The organism is Bifidobacterium pseudocatenulatum DSM 20438 = JCM 1200 = LMG 10505 (genome assembly GCF_001025215.1).
GTDB classification, from domain to species: Bacteria; Actinomycetota; Actinomycetes; order Actinomycetales; family Bifidobacteriaceae; genus Bifidobacterium; species Bifidobacterium pseudocatenulatum.
The window spans coordinates 1,448,861-1,468,249 of the sequence record NZ_AP012330.1 but is presented as its reverse complement, the minus strand read 5'-3'; the positions used below and the strand labels follow the sequence as shown (position 1 = coordinate 1,468,249).

Here is a 19,389-nt window from a genome sequence, read left to right as displayed (position 1 = left end):
AGCTAATACGTATGGCTGAAACCGAAGCGAAAAAACGAACTGGTCTTGGTGCGCTTGCCGACGCCGGTAATACTGACGATTTTTCCGTGATCGACGCCATCGGCGGTCCGAGAGGCGTTATCGAATCGATGCTGCCGGGCGTCGTGTTCGTGGCACTGTTCGTCATCACGTCCAATTTGCAACTGACCATCGGCGTGTCCGCTGCGTTGGCCGTGCTGCAGGTGATCGTGCGCCTGTGCCAACGACAGTCCGTCATGGGAGCGGTATCAGGCTTGCTGGCAGTAGGTATCTGCCTGATCTGGGCATGGAACAGTCACGAGGCACGTAACTATTACATGTTCGGATTTCTCACCAACGCCTTTTACGTTGTTTTGCTGACGATTTCACTGCTGGTCCGGGTGCCTGGCTTAGGATTGGTCATCGAGTTCATCCGAACGTTACCGACTGAACATTTTCGTGCCTGGCTTGCCGATTGGCGAGGTGACAAGGCGCTCAATCGCGCCTATACCATCATCACCGCAATGTGGGTTGGAGTGTTCGCGCTGCGTCTGATCGTGCAGGTGCCGCTCTATCTCGGCAATCACGTCGGCTGGCTGGGAACGGCGCGTCTGCTGATGGGCATTCCGTTCTGGGCGCTCGCGATTTGGGTCTCGTATCTGATCGTGGCGACGCCAATGCACCGACATAAGATGATGCAGGAAGTTTCTGAAGACGATGCTGAGGCAGCACAAACTACCGAAATGAGGGAAGAGCACTGATGGAATCGACCATCCGCATTGAACGGTACGCCGACCAGGGTCGTTGCGTCGGTCATATTGACGGACGTGTTGTGTTCGTGCGATTCGCATTGCCGGGCGAACTGGTCCGTGTCGCATTGGACGAGCCGCATGATCGTGAGGATCGCTTCTGGACAGGCGAAGTGGTGGAAGTACTCGAAGCGAGCGAAGACCGTACTGATCCAATATGGTCGTTAGCTGGACCCCTTGCCATGGGCGGTGGTGTCGGCGGCGCTGACTTGGTGCATGTGTCGCTTGCAGGGCAACTGAAATGGAAAGTCACGTCGGTGGCCGAACAGATGGCAAGACTCGGCCACGTCGACGTGGAAGTGCCCATTGAGCGTATGTCGGAAGACGATGCGGAGCGAGGTTTGCATTGGCGTACTCGCATCGAGATGATTGCTGATGCTGATGGGCGTCCGTCGATGCACCGTCGAGGCACGCATGTGCGCGTTCCGATTGATACCATGCCGTTGGCCAGCCGTACGTTGCTGGAAGTGGCCGAACGTGAGCATGTGTGGGAAGGGAGCTTCGAACCGGGTTCCCAGATTCGTCTATCCGTTCCGGAACCTCGCGATAATGCGCCGATTTCAGACAATTACGCCGTGCTTGTGAACGGCGAGGTGGTTGCTGGAAGCCGTGAGCTTACGGAAAAGGTGATTGTCGCCGGCCGTGAATTCGAATACAACGTGGATGCAGGCGGTTTCTGGCAGATGCATAGGCATGCGCCGATCGCTTTGACCAACCATGTGATCGATTTGGTACGCGGCGAGCTTGACGGTGCCAAATCCGCATGTCTGTGGGATTTGTATTCCGGTTCGGGTCTGTTCACGCTGCCGTTGGCCACGCTGACGGCGGAGCGCACTCGCATGTTGAGCGTCGAAGGCGGCAAAACTGCGGTAAGGAACGCGCAACGTAATTTGAGGCACATTCATCTGGGTAATGTCGATGCGCGTGTGGGCGACGTGGCGAAAACACTTGCCAACGTGCGCAATGATCTCGCCAAGCCAGATGTGGTGGTGCTTGATCCGCCCCGTGCTGGCGCTCGCGCGAAGGTGTGCAGGCAGATTGCCGAAGCCGAAGCGAAAAGTGTGGTCTATATCGCATGCGATCCGGCAAGCCTTGCCAGAGATACCGCCACGCTCGTGTTACTTGGCTACGAATTGGCGGATATCCGCGCGTTCGACATTTATCCCATGACCCATCATGTGGAGACTGTGGCGCTGTTCAGAAAGCACGAACAGTGAGCATGCCGTTATTCGCAAGTCGTGCGTTTTTTGGAATGACTGCGATTGCGTTGTCTTGCGCGGCGCTATCTGGTTGCGTGCCGTCGAATGCCGCGGTGGGGGATACGCAATCTCCCAATACTGCGGTGGCGCACTCCATGGAGGATCGTGACAGCCTGTCCATCGCCATGATTGGATCGGATGATGTCACCGCCGATTCCATGGCAATGGATGCCATGGAAGCCGGTAAACTCAAGCCGGTGTACATTACCGTCTCGGGCACTGTGGACGCGCAATCCACCGCGCAGCAAGGCGTGCGTGACATGGCGCAACGCAAGGCCGACCTCATTATCATCGCAGGAATCGACGCGAACGAAGCCAATGCCGAAAACTGGAATGATGCTTTGGAAACCGCAAGAACAGCGGGCGTTCCAGTGGTGCTTCTCAATCCTATCGCCGTGCCGAAAGACAACAAACTGTATGCGGCTACCATGACGGTCAACGATCGTATGACCGACGCGATACCGCTCGACGATGCTGCTGTGGCCGTGGCCAATAATGATCCTCACGACCGGGAAATGCTGGTAACCACGATTACCCACTGATATGGTTTTGCACCATGTCGGTATGAATGACCAGCAGTTCGTCTTTTGATGAAATACCCTGAAAATTCCCTGATTTTTACCTGTGTTTCACAAGAAGTTGACCGGAAAACGGGAGTGTGACGGTAGGCTGGCAATCATGAGCGAAAGTCGAACAATGCCCCTCATCGAAGAGACGGGGCTGACACAAGGCGAAGTGATCGCCCTCAGGGAAAGCGGATTGGACAATGTGGTCAAGGCATCGACCTCACGTTCGCTTATCGATATCGTGCGAGCCAACGTGTTCACCTTGTTCAACGGCATCATCTTTGCGGCCATGGTTATGGTATTGATCACTGGATCGTGGAGAGACGCGGTGTTCGGCATGATCATCATCATCAATACCGGCATAGGCATCTGCACCGAATTGAAAGCCAAGCGTACTCTTGACAAACTGTCGATTCTGGTGGCTTCCGACTATCTTGTGCACCGCGACGGCAAAGACGTTGAAATACCGCACAACGATATCGTGCTCGGTGATTTCATGTGGATCCGTTCCGGCGAACAGGTGCCCGCGGACGCGCAGATCGTGCACACTTGGGGACTGGAGCTGGACGAATCCATGCTTACCGGCGAATCACGGACCGTACGCAAGGGCGAAGGCTGCGATATTTTCTCTGGATCCACCGCCATCTCCGGCATGGCGTTGGTGAAAGTCACCGCCGTAGGAGAGCACAGTTACGCGGCCAAACTTACCGCACGGGCGAAGGTTTACAGGAAAACCGTATCCGACCTAAACAAGGGCATCAACACGATTCTGAAATTCATGACCTTCCTGGTGGTGCCGCTCTGCGTACTGCTCATCTGGTCGCAGGTACGCACTGTTGGCGGCTGGAATGTGGCCATTTCGACCGGCGAATGGCGTTCCGCGGTCATTTCCGCAGTGGCCGGTGTGGTCGGTATGATCCCTGAAGGCCTGGTGCTGCTCACCTCGCTGAATTTCGCGCTCGCAGCCATTCGTTTGGCACGTAAGAACACGCTGGTGCAGGAGCTGGAATCCGTGGAGACTCTCGCTCGTGTGGATTGCCTGAACCTTGACAAAACCGGTACTGTCACCGACGGCACCATCCGACTCGATTCGTTGGAATTGCTGGGTGTTCGTGGCCCCGACGACATGCGAGGCACCGTGAACGAGCATGACGTCAGACAGGCTCTATTCGACCTATCGAACGAAGGACAGCCCAACGGTACAGGGCAAGCGATTCTGTCTGGACTACGGGAACAGGGATTTGCGGACGGCACTGTCGAGGCACGAGTACCGTTCTCGTCGGCGCGCAAGTGGAGTTCGATCTATGACGGCAATGCAGTGTGGACGATGGGTGCGCCGGAAGTCATTCTTTCCCAAATCAACGGCGACCATGCCGACATACTCAAACAAGTCAATGATCTCGCCAATGACGGCAACCGTGTGCTGCTGGTCGCGCGAATCTACGGTGCAGCGCCCGACGATTACGAAACCGATCCAAAACTCAATCCGGCATCGTGCCCTGTCGCATTGGTGTGCTGTTCCGAACATATTCGCGCCGACGCCGAAGAAACGCTTGCATGGTTCCGTGAACAAGGCGTGCGTTGCCGCATCATCTCTGGTGACAATCCCGTAACCGTCGGCGCGATCGCAAGAAAAGTGCATCTGACCGGCGAACATGAACCACGATTCATGGACGCGCGTGAGCTGCCCGCTGACATTACGGAGCTGGCGCAAGTACTGGAAAACGTGGATGTGCTTGGGCGTGTGCTGCCCGATCAGAAAAAGGCGATCGTGGAGGCATTGCATGCAGGTGAGCATGTGGTGGCGATGACCGGCGACGGCGTGAACGACGCGCTCGCCATCAAAGAGGCCGATCTGGGTATTGCGATGGGCAATGCTGCGCCCGCCACCAAGGCCGTGGCACAGGTGGTGCTTGTCGATTCGAAGTTCTCACATCTGCCCGATGTGGTGGCGCGAGGGCGTCAGGTTATGGCCAATATGGAACGTGTAGCAAGCCTATTCCTCGTGAAAACCGTGTATTCCGCACTGATTTCGTTGGGCGTGGTGCTGACGCAGATACCATTCCCGTATCTGCCTCGCCACATCACATATGTGGGCGGATTGACGATTGGCATGCCGGCATTCATTCTTGCGTTGGCTCCGAACACGCGTCGTTATATTCCAGGATTCCTGAAACGCGTGCTGCATTTTGCTGTGCCCTGCGGTGTGGCGGTCGGATTGTCGATTTTGTCCACGTCGTGGCTGCTGCCGATATTCATGAAGTGGAATGTGCAGGATTCGGGTGCGCAGTTGGCGATGCTGCGTGGCGTCAACGCGATTATTCTGCTCATGATGGGAGTGTTCGTGCTTGCGCGGGTGGCAAAGCCGTTGCATTCGTGGCGTGGCATATTGGTATTGGCCTTTGCCGCAATTGGATTCGGGGGCATGCTCGTAAAACCGGTGGCGAATTTCTTCGCGCTGGTGGTGCCGACCGGGCAGATGCTGGCTGCGACGGCGGTGGCAATGGTGCTTTCGGCACTCGTGTTCTTGGTGTGTTTGCGTTTGGTGCCGAAAATTCCGAGTATTGTCCCATACTTTAAGAAGACACGCCAGAGCTGAATTAACTTGGCTGTATCGTAGGCGACGAATAATCAGCTGTGTTATACAGCCAAAAAGCTCGGAGGTAGCATGTCTGTGCGCGACGACCAGCTCGACACCCTGAAGGTGGACGGCAAGGATTATGAATATTACCGCATCGCAGATCTGCCGGGCATCGATCATCTGCCGTATTCGTTGAAGGTTCTCGTCGAGAATCTGGTACGTAACATCGATGGCGTCAACATCACGGATGATCATGTCAAGGCACTGTTGGATTGGGATCCGGCTGCACAGCCGAGTCATGAGATCCAGTTCACCCCGTCCCGTGTGGTCATGCAGGATTTCACCGGCGTGCCCTGCATTGTGGATCTTGCCACCATGCGTGATGCGGTCAAGGATCTTGGGGGAGATCCTGAGGTCATCAACCCGCAGGTGCAGTCCGACATGGTCATCGACCATTCCGTACAGATCGACAAGTACGGCATCGCCGACGCGGTCGAACAAAACATGGATATCGAATACCAGCGCAACGGCGAACGTTACCAGTTCCTGCGTTGGGGTCAGCAGGCATTCAAGAACTTCCGCGTGGTACCGCCGGGAACGGGCATCATCCACCAGGTCAATATCGAATATCTCGCCAAGGTCATCATGACCAAGGTCGAAGAAAACGGTGGCAAGACTCTTGCCTATCTTGATTCCTGCGTGGGCACCGACTCGCACACCACCACCGTCAATGGCTTGGGCGTGCTCGGTTGGGGCGTTGGCGGCATTGAAGCCGAAGCGGCCATGCTTGGACAGCCGATCTCCATGCTGGTGCCGCGTGTTGTCGGTTTCAAGCTTACCGGTTCCATTCCTGAAGGCGTCACCGCCACCGACGTGGTGCTGACCATCACTGACATGCTTCGTCAGCATGGTGTGGTCGGCAAATTCGTGGAATTCTACGGTGATGGCATCGCCTCGGTGCCGCTGGCCAATCGTGCCACCATCGGCAACATGGGTCCGGAATTCGGCTCCACCTGTGGCATTTTCCCGATCGACGGCGTCACTCTCGACTATCTGCGCTTGACTGGCCGTTCCGAAGAACAGATCGCATTGGTCGAAGCGTATGCCAAGGCGAACAAGCTGTGGGGCGACACCACCGATCCGAACTACGTCGAACCGCAGTATTCCGAATACCTGGAACTCGACCTCGGTACTGTCGTGCCGTCGATCGCTGGCCCGAAGCGCCCGCAGGATCGCATCAAACTGTCTGAATCCAAAGCGAAATTCGTCGAAACCTTGCTCGCGTACGAAACGGACAAGACCGTGCAGGAGCCGGTTGCTGTTTCCACCGACTTCCGCGGTGACTTCGACATCACGAACGGTGATGTGGCGATCGCATCCATCACCTCGTGCACGAATACGTCCAATCCGTCCGTGATGATCGCAGCCGGTTTGATTGCACGCAACGCGCATGCCAAGGGTTTGAAGCCCAAGCCGTGGGTCAAGACCTCGCTCGCACCGGGTTCCCAGGTTGTGGCCGACTATCTTAAGGCGGCTGGCTTGCAGGACGATCTCGACGCGCTCGGTTACCAGCTGGTCGGTTTCGGCTGCGCCACCTGCATCGGCAACTCCGGCCCGTTGCTGCCGGAAATCTCCGAAGCCATCAACGCCAACGATCTGACCGTCACCTCAGTGCTGTCGGGCAACCGCAACTTCGAAGGCCGCATCAGCCCGGACGTCAAGATGAACTACCTGGCATCTCCGCCGCTCGTCATCGCCTATGCGCTCGCTGGCACCATGGATTTCGATTTTGAAACTCAGCCGCTTGGCGAGGATCCGGACGGCAATGATGTGTATCTGAAGGATATCTGGCCCACCAATAGCGAGGTTGCCGCCGTGGTGGACGGTACCGTCAGCCGTGAGATGTTCCTGAAGGATTACGCTTCCGTATTCGAAGGCGACCGTCGTTGGAAAGGACTTGACGTTCCAGAAGGCGAACTGTTCGCATGGAATGAGGATTCCACCTACGTGCGTAAGCAGACGTTCTTCGATGGCATGAAGGCCACACCGGATCCCGTCGAAGACATTCATGGCGCCCGCGTGCTCGCACTGCTCGGTGATTCCGTGACCACCGACCATATTTCTCCAGCCGGCGCGTTCAAGGCATCCAGTCCTGCTGGCAAGTACCTGACCGACCGTGGCGTCGAACCGAAGAACTTCAACTCCTATGGTTCCCGTCGAGGCAATCATGAGGTCATGGTACGTGGCACGTTCGGCAATATCCGACTGCGCAACCAGTTGCTCGCGTCCGTGGGGGAAGAGGTCACTCCGGGCGGTTTCACCTACGATTTCCTTGACCAGAAGCCGACCACGATCTTCGAAGCATCCCGCGACTACATCGAACATGATGTTCCGCTGGTGGTGCTCGCAGGCAAAGAATACGGCACCGGTTCCTCCCGCGACTGGGCTGCCAAGGGAACCGTCATGCTCGGCGTCAAAGCCGTCATCACCGAAAGCTTCGAACGTATCCATCGTTCGAACCTGATCGGCATGGGTGTGCTGCCGCTGCAGTTCCCCGCAGGCGAGTCCTATGAGAGCCTCGGCCTTGATGGCACCGAAACGTACGATATCGCCGGCGTTGAAGAATTCAACAATGGCATTATTCCGAAGACGGTGCATGTCACTGCCACCCACGAAGACGGTTCCACAACCGAATTCGACGCGGTCGTACGCATCGACACCCCAGGCGAGGCCGACTACTACCGCAACGGAGGCATCCTTCAGTATGTGCTGCGCAATCTCATGAAATAAATAATCACATGATTGAGATCGGCAAATAACAAAGCCCGTGTCGCACTGTGCAATGCAGTATGACACGGGCTTTGTTGCTACCGGTTTTTCATGCGTTTGATACTACGGCGGAATCGGTCTGTCTCGTCACATTGTTGACCCAACGATACTTTCGATAATGCAGCAAAGCAGGAATCATCTTGATGCATTCGTCGGTATTCAGCAAAGCATAGACCGCCAATACCGGCAACTTCCACACGAAAGCCGCCAACAGACCGACCGGTACGACGACAAGCCACATAACGCTCGCATCGCAGACAAGTCCGAACCGGGAATCGCCTCCGGCAGGGAAAATACCGGCGATAGTCAGATTGGCCATGCACCCGCATGCCGCATAATAGGCGCAGATAAACAGCATAACCGACAGATAACGCGTGGCCTGCGGCGTCAATCCCGCCCACTGCAACGCCAAAGGACGTGCCGCGATAATCAACAGGCCGGTTCCAACGCCAACTGCCGCCACCAGTACACAGAGCCTGTCGCCCATAACCTTCGCCTGATCGAAAGCATTGCGGCCAAGAAGATTACCGACAAGAATGCCGCCCGCATTGCCAAGGCCAAGACTCAAACAGACCAACAGATCCTTGACGATATTCGCAATGGAATTGGCCGCCACCGCATCCGTACCAAGATGACCCATAATCACGGTGTACATGGTGAAACCGCAGCCCCAAACCAGCTCATTGCCAAGCACGGGCAGACTATACTTCCAAAAATCCTTCTGCAACGCCACATCCGGATGCAACATCATCGACAACCGCAAACGTGGGCGGCCATTGCGGCTGGCTACAAGCACAGACCACACCAGTTCGATGGCTCGGGAAATCACCGTGGAAATCGCCGCGCCGAAAATACCCAATGCGGGTAAACCGAACCAACCATAGATCAGCACCGCGTTCAGCGCAACATGCACGATCACGCCAACCGTGCTTACCGTCATTCCGGTAACCGCCGCACCCACATTCTTCATCAGACACAAATACATTTGCGACAAACCGATGAACAGGTACGAAACCGACGAAACCCGCAAATACTGTGAGCCGATGGTAATCAGCGTCGCATCGTTCGTCATAATCGACATCAACGTTTCCGGAATGAGTAGCGTCAATGCGAAAAACACCAGCGACAATCCGCCGGCATACAGCATGATGAACGCCAAGACACGTTCGACGGCATTCGTATTGCCCGCACCCCAATACTGGGCCACCAGAATGCTCATGCCAAGCGTGAGCGCGGCAAGACACAAACTGAAAATGAACTGGAACTGCGTGGCAAGAGACACTGCCGACAGCTCGTTTTGACCGACGTTCGTCAGCATAAGAGTGTCGGCGCACGATGACAGCGCCAGCATCAGTTGTTGAAACGCGATGGGCAGGGCGAGCGTCAACGTCTGTCGAAGAAACTCGCGCCAAGTGATGGAAGATTGCATGATGATGTGAGGATGGTGCGGTGCGTTTTACTGAATCGAATCCTTCCAAGCGTGATATTCCGCTGCCTTGCCTTCCCAATATTCGCAGTCGGCGTCGGTGATCTCACGGATCACATGGCATGGATTGCCGACTGCCACCGAATGCGAAGGAATGTCCTTGACCACCACTGATCCGGCACCGATCACCACATCATCGCCGATGGTGACGCCAGGGCCGACCACCACATTGCCGCCGAACCAGACATCGTTGCCAATGGTGATCGGACGAGCGCCTTCAGGGCCGGAGGAACGCACCGTCGCATCGATCGGATGATACGGCGTGTACAGGCCCACTCGGGGGCCGAAGAACACGCGGTCGCCGATGGTGATGCGTGCCACGTCAAGGAAAATGCAATCCATGTTGGCATAGAAATTCTTGCCGATGAACGTGTTGCATCCATAATCGCAGTTGAATGGGGGTTCCACGAATCCACCCTCTCCAAATGCGCCGAACAGTTCGTGAAACAGTTCGTCACGTTCTTTGAACGCGTCATATTCGGACGTGTTGATGGCCTGCACCAGGCGACGCTTGCGCATATTCGCTTCCTGCTGTTGCGGACTATCGGCCACATACAGTTCGCCGGAGAGCATACGCTCCCATTCGTCGCGTGCCGGATGATTGGTGGGGTCCACCATGCTGCCTCCTCTGCTGTATTACGTCAATCGATTGACGTGACATATCATGTTCCATTCAACGGCATCATTATTCGTTGACACTGTATTTCGTTGTATTATCGTTCTTGATTTTCGTATTATTTACCGTATCCACTGATGGGGTATTGCATGGGACAGATGGGATTAGACGTTCGTGACGTGCAGGTCGGACAAAACGAACAAACGGAACAGCCTGAACTTGCGCAAGACGGTCGTCTTCCATATGAGTTCATGCCGGTCACCAACTGGGGACGCAAGCCCAACGGCGCGGAAATGGTGCAATATGATGCGCCGATGTTCTTCTCATTCACCGAACATTCGCTGCTGCATCAGTATCCGAACATGCGCGCGGAATGCCATTGGCATATCGATTTCGAATTCACCCACATCATCCGTGGACACATGTGGTATTTCGTGAACGGCGAAAGCATTCGTCTTGAAGAAGGCCAAGGCATTTTCGTGAATTCGCGCCAATTGCATTACGGTTTCACCGAGGACGGCACCGATTGCGAATTTTCCTGCACTCTGCTGAACCCTTCATGCATGTGCATGCCGAACATGGTTTATGAACGCTTTGTGGCTCCGTTGATGGCGGACGAACGGCTCCCGTACATGGTGTGTGATCCTGAAGATGAGCATGGATCCGCGTTGCTGGAATGCATGATGCGGCTGCATGATGCGAAATTCGGTCAGATGCCGGCTGCCCAGACCATGCATCCCGCCACCGTTGACAATATGAAATTAAAGGATGATACGGCATCGTTGACCGTGCTCAGCTGTTTTTATACGATGGTGCGTGAACTGACGGCCATAGCGGGCGAACATGGCAAGAATGGTTCTTCCAAATACGACAGGAAGAATCCGAAGATTGCTATTTTGAGCAAGATGATTGATTACGTGCAGCACAATTACGTTCGACAGATCACCCTGGAGGAGATTGCTTCAGCAGGGTCCGTCGGCCGTACGAAATGCGCGCAGATCTTCCATGAGATGGTCGATCAGACGCCGATTGAATTCGTCAATGACGTGCGTATGAGAGCTGGAGCGGAAATGCTGGACACCACATCGATGCCGGTTTCCGACATCGCCAAAAAACTTGGTTTCTCATCATCGACATTCTTCACGCGCACGTTCAAGCAGTACATGCATACGACGCCCACAGCCTACCGGAGGAATATGCTCAAGTAGACCGTGGACGTCGTATGCGATCGTCATGCGGCTGCCACAGTGTTGGCGTCGACTACTTGGCCAACTGCGTTGTGGCGGGGGAGGCCAACGTCGGGCGGGCTCGCCGAATGCGTCCCAAGGCCAAGCCCAGACAGATGAACGCTACCGCGAACATTGCCACCAATCCGGTTGATGACGCCCACGCGCCGTAGTCCACGCCGCTCGAGGAGGCCGTACCCAGTCCGAATACGTGGTCTATCGATGAGCAGAGCCACCATCCAGGCAGCAGTTTTCCGATGATGATCATGGGATCTGGCATCATATCCACGGGGAACGCCATACCGGAAGTGAACATGACCAGCAGAGCGAACACATTGACGAAACCGTTCGTTGCCATTTCATTGAAACCGGATGACCCCAACAGAAATCCGCAAGCGATCGCCATAAGCGTGTAGACCATCAGCGACACGAACGACAAGCCTACGTTCACGGCATTCAGGCCGGTAAAGGACACTCCGGCCAGCGCCATCAACAGGAATGTCACCGCGGTATACGCAGCACATACCAGCAGACCGAACGTCCCGCATGTCAGCATTTGCTGCGCTTCCAACGACACCAGACGCGCGGGGGACGAGTAGAGCCTGCGGCGGATTTCGTTGTCATTGAATGTGCTGACCACGAGGAACGTGCATACCGGCATGACCAGCAACAGTGGATACAAGCCGGTTTTGAGCGTGCCCGCGAATGCCGATGAGCCCGGTGTGGTGCCGTCGTCTTCAGAGTCCGAGGACACCACGGCGATATGCGACTGTTTCATATCGGCGGTGGCAGCATCCAACGTCGTTGTCATGGCGGCGTCGAGCGTGCGCTGTGCCTGCGGCATGCCGAGATAGGCGGTACGCGTCAGCGAAAGAAACTCGTTGACTTTCAGCTGTGCGAGCGATCCGGCTCCGGAAGCATAACTGACGACGGTATCTATGGTCGGTTGCGTAGCCGTGGCGTTATCCGCATACTGCAGATAACGCTCGGCGAAACCTTGTGGCACAATCGCAATCAAATCAACATAATTCGATGCGACAGCCTGCTGCAACGATATGGAATCGTCATCAATGGTGACCATCTCACCGTCCAAAGCGAGGTAGGAACGCAACGATTGAGCCACATGCTCGGCGTCGTCATCACGGTCGATTACCGCAATACGGGCGGATTCCGGCTCATACGTCGTCGCTCCGGCAGCTGTGGAGCCACGCATGATCTGCCAGCTGATGGAAAACATCATCGTGCCGATCAGCACCAAGTAGATAATCACATACAATTTGCGCGCTTTGAGAATACGCAGTGCTGCTTTACAAGTGTTCATAGCGTTGCCTCCTCAACAGAACGGTCGCCATACCAAGACAGACCAAGCTCATCGCAGCCAATACGCCCACCGTGGCAAAGAACGGGCGGAAACTGTCGTAATACAGAATGTCGTAGAACAGATTCGTAATCTGTTGCGCCGGATTCAACATGCTCAACAGGGGCGCATGCTGCGCTATCTGATCGCTTAAATCCATGGCGAACGAGCCATACAAACCGGAAAACAGCGACAGCGTGCATGCCAAGGCCGTGCACAATCCCTGCTTGGCACTCGTGGAAACACCCTGTATTGCGCCGATCAACGTGCCGAACGCGCTTGTGGCGAATGACGCCATCAAGCACGCGCCCAAGCCGGCCCATTCACGACCGCCGAGAGAAATCTGGCAGCCGAAACGAATGTACAGCATGGCCACGGTCAGACTTAGGAACGAGCAGATCCAACTGGAAAGAAAACCTGCCAGCAGCTGTTGCAGTTTCGGCAGGGGAGCGACGGAACGGCGAATGCCAAGTGCCGACAGGTTTGCCTGGGCCAACGATACCGCGTTCACCGCGAAACTCATGGCCATCATCGCGGCCATGCCGAGCAACGCGTAATAGTAGCGTGCGGTGCCGCTTGGCTTGAAATTCGTCAGCTGCACTTCCTTCGTGAACCCACTCGACGAGCCGATGCTGCCGGTGAACGCGTCATCCAACAACGCGGACGGATTGTGCTGCGCGGCATTGACCACCACGGCGGTGTTGCGATTGTACAAGTCCACGATATTGCCCAACACCGTCAGGGAAATATCCAGACCACTGCTCGACGCCATCACATCCGTGGCGGATGTTTGCGTGGCTTGGGAAATGGCCAGCTGCAGTTTCCCACTACCGTCGACGGACAGTCTGCCCTGCGCCTTGGCGTCAAGCAGTGCTCGATCCGCGGCTTCCATAGATGCGGCTTCCGTGACGGTGATGAGTTTCGGCATGGCGTCACCGTCATCATCGACCTTCGCATGATCGCCATCGGCACCGGTCGCGCCAGTATCGGACGAAATGCCGTCGACCAGCATCTGCGCGCCCGGAGAGGCGCGCCAATCGTCGTTATTAACCACGACGACGTCAACCGTGTGCAATGCGTAACTTTCCGCGATATTGCCGAACATGCCATTGAACATGGTCGCCAGAATGATGGGAAAGGCAAACAGCCAGAACAGCTGCGCTTTCTCCCTGAAATGCAATTTCAGATTGACCAGCAATGTCTGCAACATAATGTCAAACCTTTCGAACCATGATTCCGTCAGTCACGCAACGCCGTGCCGGTCAGTTCAAGGAACACATCGTTCAGCGTCGGCTGCCGGGAGGAAAGATGCCCGATATTCGTGCCATTGGATTTCAGCAACGTCAACACGTCAAGAAGATTGTGATCGCCCCGACGGCAACGTACCGTCAACTCATGACCGTCATAATCGGCGCTCATCACACATGGCAGCGCACGTAACTGTTCCAATGCCTGCTGCGTTCCCGCCTCATGATGCAAGCCACCCAGATCGTCGGTTTCCACACTGATGCGTTCGCCGGTGTCGATCATCGCCTTCAACTCGTCGGCGGTGCCCAAGGCCAAATGCCTGCCATGATCCATGATGAGAATGCGGTCGCAGATCTGCTCGACCTCCTCCATGTAATGGCTCGTGTAAATCACTGTCGCGCCTTCGTGGTTAAGACGCTGAATGCCCTCCAGAATCGCATTGCGGCTTTGCGGATCGACGGCGACGGTCGGCTCATCGAAGAAAATCAGATCCGGCTTATGCGCCACACCGCATGCGATGTTCAATCGACGAAGCAAACCTCCCGACAATTTCGACGGACGGAACCTGCGGTAATCGCGCAAGCCCACAAAATCCAGCGCATCCTCAACCAGCGCATGACGGCGTGCCCTGTCAGGCACATACAGCGAGCAGAAATAATCGATATTCTCCTCAACCGTCAATTCATTGAACACAGCCACATTCTGCGGTACGATGCCGATGCGGCGTTTCAGCGCATAACTGGTCGGGCCAATCGGTTCGTCAAACACACGTACCGTGCCCTCATCGAACGTCAACAATGCGAGAATGCAGTTAATCGCCGTGGTCTTGCCGGAACCGTTCGGTCCAAGCAAACCGAAAATCTCACCTTGATGCACGTCAAGATCGAAATAGTCAAGCGCCAGCATATCCCCATACCGTTTGACCAGCTTCGACACCTTGACCGCGCTGCTGGAGCTCTCACCTGTTTGCCTTTCCATACGCTCGCTCATCGGCTCTCCTTACCTCACATGTTCCAACAGCGATAACCGCCGTTTACGATAGTGATTCCATTGTCTCCGACCAAACGGAGACGACATGGTGTCTGAGGTCATAAACCTGGCGCAACACAGCCATATGGAAGATGACAAATGTCACCTTCGTGGCAAAGATGGCCCGCAACGGCGGCAACGTACACTACGCTGGGAAGACATAACCACAAGAAGCGGCGACGATGGAGGAAGGCATGCGGCGATTATTGCTTCAAGCCATATTCCTCACGTTCGGGCTGATCGCAAACCTGTATATCGTCGGAGACGTATCGGCTGAACTGGTATGCGGCGCGTTGCTGGCCATATGCTGTGCCGCGGTGGGGGAATACGCGCGCTCGTCGGCATGGACCATCGCCATACTGTTGATGTTGGATTGCGGCGCATGCTTCACGCCATCATGGTGCGCGATGATGCCGGTCGCCGCATACAACGCGGCCATGCTGCCCGCCATATCACAGAACGTCGAACAACACCGTGCGGGACGGAACCATGCCGGCTTGCGTTCGCAATTGCCGAACATGCCGCAATACGATGCGATGCAAATCACGACGGTCATCGCACGATGGGTGTGGATCATTCCCGTAGTGGCGACCTTGGTCCGTTGCCGTAATGCAGGCGCGCATGCGGATGATATGGGAGCTGCACTCATCGCCGTACTGCTGGCATTGCATGTAGTGTTGGGATTCATGGTTGGCCTGTTGTGCGCGCGCAATGTCACGCTCACCCGGCAGAACAGGCGGCTTCAGGATTCCAAACGTGACCAGATCCGCCGGCTGCGCTCGCAATTGGCGGAAAGCGAGGAAGATCGCGCCGCGTCGGTTCGTGTGGCCACGCTCGCGGAGCGTACACGCATAGCGCGCGAGATTCATGACAATGTCGGCCATATGCTTACCCGGGCCATCATGCAGTCCGAAGCGGCCCAAGTGGTGGCTCAGGTTTCTGGTCAGGAGCCGGCGGCTCAAGGGTTCGCGCAGATTCACGACACGGTGGGCGAGGCGATGACATTGGTGCGGGGCGCGGTGCATGATCTGAAAGACGAAGGCACGGATTTCGTGGCGCAGATTGAGGCATCCGCGCATGGTTTGGACGATTCCAGTACAGTGAACGTCACCTTGAGCAACGGCATCGATGCGGCTCCGGCCGCGGTGTCACGCTGTTTCGCCACGACGATTCGCGAGGCGTTGAACAATACGATTCGCCATAGCATGGCGCGCAATGTCGATATCACCTTGCGTGATTTTCCTGCGTTATGGCAGCTGCGCATACAGGATGATGGCGCCCTGTGGAACGATGGCTCCCAAGGAAACATCAACGGTATGATGGGGGAGTCTTCCGCTCGTTTTCGTCAGTTCCATGATGCCGCGCGTACGGCGACGATGCGTGATGCTTCGGGCATTGGATTGGCGGATATCGAGGAGCGTGCGCGGGCGCTCGGCGGTACCGCGGTGTGCGGCCCGTATCATGAGGGGTGGCGGGTGTTCGTGTCCATTCCCAAAACGGACGATGATGCGGCAGCGTCCGCAACAACGAAGGAGAACGTATGATGCGAGTCGCAATCGTCGATGATGATCCAATCGTATGCTCGTCGCTGTCCACGATTCTCAAAGCGACAGGCACGGCCGATATTGCATGGACGGCCTATGATGGCGAAACCGCGGTAGGTCAGTATGAAGAAGATAATCCGGACGTGCTGCTGATCGACGTGCAAATGCCGGTTATGGACGGTCTTGCCGCGTCGCGAAAGATCATCGACGCCCATCCGAATGCGAAAATCCTGATACTTACCACATTCGCGGACGAATCGTACATCGCCGAGGCGTTGGAAATCGGCACCAAAGGCTATCTGATCAAACAGGATGTCTCATCGGTGATTCCCGCAGTGCAGTCGGTGATGGCCGGACAGGTGGTTATGGGAGCGCAGGTGTTGCGGAAACTGCATGTCAATAAAGCGAGTCAGACGCAGCGTCACGTTTCGCAAGCTGGCGATAACGGGGAAAATCGTTTTTCCGGTCGTTTCGCGAATCTCACTGAGCGCGAGCGGGACGTGATGCAACTGGTCGCCGAGGGGTACGACAATCGTGAGATCGCTGCGAAACTGTTTTTAAGCGAAGGCACGGTTCGCAATCGTATCAGCGATATTCTCGCGAAAACGAACGTTACGAATCGTACGAAACTTGCGGTCGAATGGCTCGCATGCCAATAGGAAACCGTCGATAAACGGCAAACTCATCAAAACGAACAACGTTTTCAGCGCTTGCGTAGGCGATAGGCCTTCCACACGTCGCTAAGCTTCTGACCGTTCGACGTGCGCTTCCACACGGTCAATCCCGCCGAACCGCCACCGACGGCACGGGCCGCTGCGGTTGGTGTGGAGTACTCGCTGCCGTCATCCAGTCGAAGCTTGCCTTCGGCGGTGACGGTAGCCACCCAACGTTCGCCCTTGCGCGGTCGGTCCCATACCAGCGTCTCACCGGGAATGAGCAGACCAGCGGCGAGCACCTGCGCGATGGACACGCGTTTGGATGTTGGGGAGGTGGACGTGTCCGTGACTCGCAACGACTCCTCACTGAGCGTGGATAGGTCATTGCGCTCGGCATCGTAACGGATATTCCAATAATCGGCGATCAGACGAATGGTTTCATCCTGGCGGTATTGCAAGGTTTGTGGCGTACAGTCCGCAATGTCGGCAAGCTCGGCGGTGAGCGGGAAGCGTTTGGAACTCGCCGACAGCAGCATACGGTCACGACGGTCCGTATAGGATGCCAATCCCGCGATCTGCTTGTCATTAGCCTGACTGAGCGCAAGATTGCCGATGCGGTTGACCCAATGGTCGCGCGTCGCCTCAGACCATGATGCAAACGATGAGTCGGAGGCGACCTGTTCCGGCATGATCGGCAGCGCGTTGAGGCTGCGTGGTCGGGCGATACGATGCCCGGCCCGCTGCTCGTTGGCCCGAACCAGAAGCAGTTTCTTCATGGCGGGACTGGTCTGCAGGTCGCCACGCAGATGCGCGAGCGCGTTGCGGCGGTCTTCGTCGGTGATGAGTAATCCTCGGATTTGTTGGATGGTGTGGTTTTTATCGAGGTCGCGAATGGTGCTGGCTGCGCGTGTGCGTCGGTTGAGCGGGGTTTGCCTGTTGAGACTGTCCACGCCGGTTACGCGTTCTAGGGCCGCGAGTACGTCGTGAAGTCGTTCAAGGTCGTGGAGTTGAGGTTCCTCGAGGTTTTTGTTCGACGTGCGCGAGGCTGCGGCAGTGTGTGTGCCCGGCGTGGAGAATATGCGTGTGTCGGGATTGCCGAGGTTGCGTATGGAGTTGACGAGCGCCCACATGGCTACTGGTTTCCAGTCGGTGGTTTGGTAGTCGTTGAGGGATACGAGTTGGCCAATGATATCGTCTGGCAGGTTGGCGTCGGTCGGGTGTTCGATGATGCGCCAGGCGTTGGCGTAGGGTGCGAGCAGGTCGTCGATGAAGGAGATGACGTTCTGCTTTTTGACGAATGGTTTGAGCACGTCCTTGCGGAATTCCTCAAGTAGTTGTGTGCAGATGGCTTTGTGCGAGATGATGAGATGGATGTCGCTGAAGAATTCTTCGAGCGTCTGTGCGTCGTCGCCGAGTGGATCCATGATGTCGTCCCAGCGTGAAGCGTAGGCGTTGCGTGCGGCGGGGGAGATTTCGGCGATAGTTCTTGCTTTGAACACGTCGGATGCGGTGAGGGGAACTCCGCGCATGTTCATGACGTCGAAAATACGGTGTGCGCCGGCGAGATCGTCGGTGGTTACGATGACGAGGGTGACTTCGTTGACGAGGTATGATGCGAATGCGCGGCGGTCTTGTGTGGGCATTTTCGCGAGTTCGTCGAACACTTGTCTGGTGTTGATGGCGATGTTGCGTTGCGCGTGCGATTCGATATCGTTGTCGCGCAGATCGAACAGTCCCTCCAGATCGCCTTCCTGCACGTACATGCGGAAGAAGTTGGTGTCGCGTTCGCGGAGTTTGAGACGTGGTTCGGCTTTGATGCCGCGTAGTTTGTCTCCTGGCTCGACGATGAGGTCGTTGAGGTTTTCCACGAGTTCGGGGTCGTCTTCCAGATCGCGGAGCACGGAAATGATGATGGAAAGTGAGATGAGGCGTTGCTGTCCATCGATGACTTGGTATTTGGTCTGTCCATCATGGACGAGGATCAGCGATCCAAGGAAATACGGCGTGTCCGGGTCGTGGCATGCGTCCTGCAGATCGGTGACCAGTTGCGCGATGTTTTCCGTTTGCCAAGTATATGCGCGTTGGAATGATGGGATTACGAACCGGTAATCCGAAGTGAAGATTTTGCCTAAAGGCTTTTCCGTTGCACTGATTGACATGGCGTTCCCCTCATTGCGTTGCTCTGT

14 protein-coding genes are annotated in these 19,389 nt (G+C 56.0%); 8 read left to right on the top strand and 6 right to left on the bottom strand.

Features of this window, described 5'->3' with window-relative positions:
* Positions 1 to 11 precede the first annotated feature (11 nt).
* The 5 genes from BBPC_RS06165 to acnA all read left to right on the top strand — a co-directional run bounded on the left by BBPC_RS06165 (position 12) and on the right by acnA (position 8,002).
* Positions 12 to 758, top strand: a complete 747-nt coding sequence (locus BBPC_RS06165) for a DUF3159 domain-containing protein (protein ID WP_004220512.1) — start codon at positions 12 to 14, stop codon at positions 756 to 758.
* Positions 758 to 2,023 (top strand): class I SAM-dependent RNA methyltransferase, encoded by a 1,266-nt coding sequence (locus BBPC_RS06160; RefSeq protein ID WP_004220510.1) that lies wholly within the window; start codon positions 758 to 760, stop codon positions 2,021 to 2,023. Before BBPC_RS06165 ends, BBPC_RS06160 begins: the two co-directional genes overlap by 1 nt.
* Positions 2,024 to 2,058: 35 nt before the next feature.
* On the top strand, positions 2,059 to 2,607 hold the full coding sequence (locus BBPC_RS06155; protein ID WP_226558525.1) for a type 1 periplasmic-binding domain-containing protein: 549 nt from the start codon (positions 2,059 to 2,061) through the stop codon (positions 2,605 to 2,607).
* A gap of 136 nt (positions 2,608 to 2,743) precedes the next feature.
* Positions 2,744 to 5,230, top strand: a complete 2,487-nt coding sequence (locus tag BBPC_RS06150) for an HAD-IC family P-type ATPase (RefSeq protein ID WP_033524066.1) — start codon at positions 2,744 to 2,746, stop codon at positions 5,228 to 5,230.
* Positions 5,231 to 5,299: 69 nt separating this feature from the next.
* Complete coding sequence (acnA, locus tag BBPC_RS06145) at positions 5,300 to 8,002, top strand: aconitate hydratase AcnA (protein WP_004220504.1); 2,703 nt, start codon at positions 5,300 to 5,302, stop codon at positions 8,000 to 8,002.
* An 88-nt stretch (positions 8,003 to 8,090) separates the two neighbouring features.
* On the opposite strand, the gene BBPC_RS06140 is transcribed toward acnA, so the two are convergent.
* Positions 8,091 to 9,470: an MATE family efflux transporter gene (locus BBPC_RS06140; protein WP_004220503.1), complete on the bottom strand. Its 1,380-nt coding sequence runs from the start codon at positions 9,468 to 9,470 to the stop codon at positions 8,091 to 8,093.
* 27 nt (positions 9,471 to 9,497) lie between these two features.
* The gene (locus tag BBPC_RS06135) at positions 9,498 to 10,145 is read right to left on the bottom strand and encodes a sugar O-acetyltransferase (RefSeq protein ID WP_004220500.1); all 648 of its coding nucleotides are present in this window, start codon (positions 10,143 to 10,145) and stop codon (positions 9,498 to 9,500) included.
* Positions 10,146 to 10,301: 156 nt separating this feature from the next.
* Here BBPC_RS06135 and BBPC_RS06130 point away from each other — a divergent pair, with 156 nt between their 5' ends.
* Positions 10,302 to 11,351 carry an AraC family transcriptional regulator gene (locus tag BBPC_RS06130; RefSeq protein ID WP_226555654.1) on the top strand — a complete coding sequence of 350 codons (1,050 nt, stop codon included), beginning with the start codon at positions 10,302 to 10,304 and terminating at the stop codon, positions 11,349 to 11,351.
* A 52-nt stretch (positions 11,352 to 11,403) separates the two neighbouring features.
* Here the strand turns inward: BBPC_RS06130 and BBPC_RS06125 are convergent, their stop codons facing one another.
* Genes BBPC_RS06125 through BBPC_RS06115 form a run of 3 tightly spaced genes read right to left on the bottom strand, consistent with a single transcriptional unit; the run spans position 11,404 to position 14,964 of the window.
* Positions 11,404 to 12,690 (bottom strand): ABC transporter permease, encoded by a 1,287-nt coding sequence (locus BBPC_RS06125; protein WP_004220496.1) that lies wholly within the window; start codon positions 12,688 to 12,690, stop codon positions 11,404 to 11,406.
* Positions 12,677 to 13,936 carry an ABC transporter permease gene (locus tag BBPC_RS06120; RefSeq protein WP_004220492.1) on the bottom strand — a complete coding sequence of 420 codons (1,260 nt, stop codon included), beginning with the start codon at positions 13,934 to 13,936 and terminating at the stop codon, positions 12,677 to 12,679. The genes BBPC_RS06125 and BBPC_RS06120 overlap by 14 nt, the downstream gene beginning before the upstream one ends.
* A 29-nt stretch (positions 13,937 to 13,965) precedes the next feature.
* Positions 13,966 to 14,964 carry an ABC transporter ATP-binding protein gene (locus tag BBPC_RS06115; RefSeq protein ID WP_004220489.1) on the bottom strand — a complete coding sequence of 333 codons (999 nt, stop codon included), beginning with the start codon at positions 14,962 to 14,964 and terminating at the stop codon, positions 13,966 to 13,968.
* 233 nt (positions 14,965 to 15,197) lie between these two features.
* Here BBPC_RS06115 and BBPC_RS06110 point away from each other — a divergent pair, with 233 nt between their 5' ends.
* Positions 15,198 to 16,547 carry a sensor histidine kinase gene (locus tag BBPC_RS06110; RefSeq protein WP_033524131.1) on the top strand — a complete coding sequence of 450 codons (1,350 nt, stop codon included), beginning with the start codon at positions 15,198 to 15,200 and terminating at the stop codon, positions 16,545 to 16,547.
* Positions 16,547 to 17,206 (top strand): response regulator transcription factor, encoded by a 660-nt coding sequence (locus tag BBPC_RS06105; RefSeq protein WP_033524130.1) that lies wholly within the window; start codon positions 16,547 to 16,549, stop codon positions 17,204 to 17,206. Before BBPC_RS06110 ends, BBPC_RS06105 begins: the two co-directional genes overlap by 1 nt.
* A gap of 44 nt (positions 17,207 to 17,250) precedes the next feature.
* Here the strand turns inward: BBPC_RS06105 and BBPC_RS06100 are convergent, their stop codons facing one another.
* Positions 17,251 to 19,362, bottom strand: coding sequence for a GmrSD restriction endonuclease domain-containing protein (locus BBPC_RS06100; RefSeq protein WP_033524065.1), 2,112 nt, complete (start codon positions 19,360 to 19,362; stop codon positions 17,251 to 17,253).
* Positions 19,363 to 19,389 lie beyond the last annotated feature (27 nt).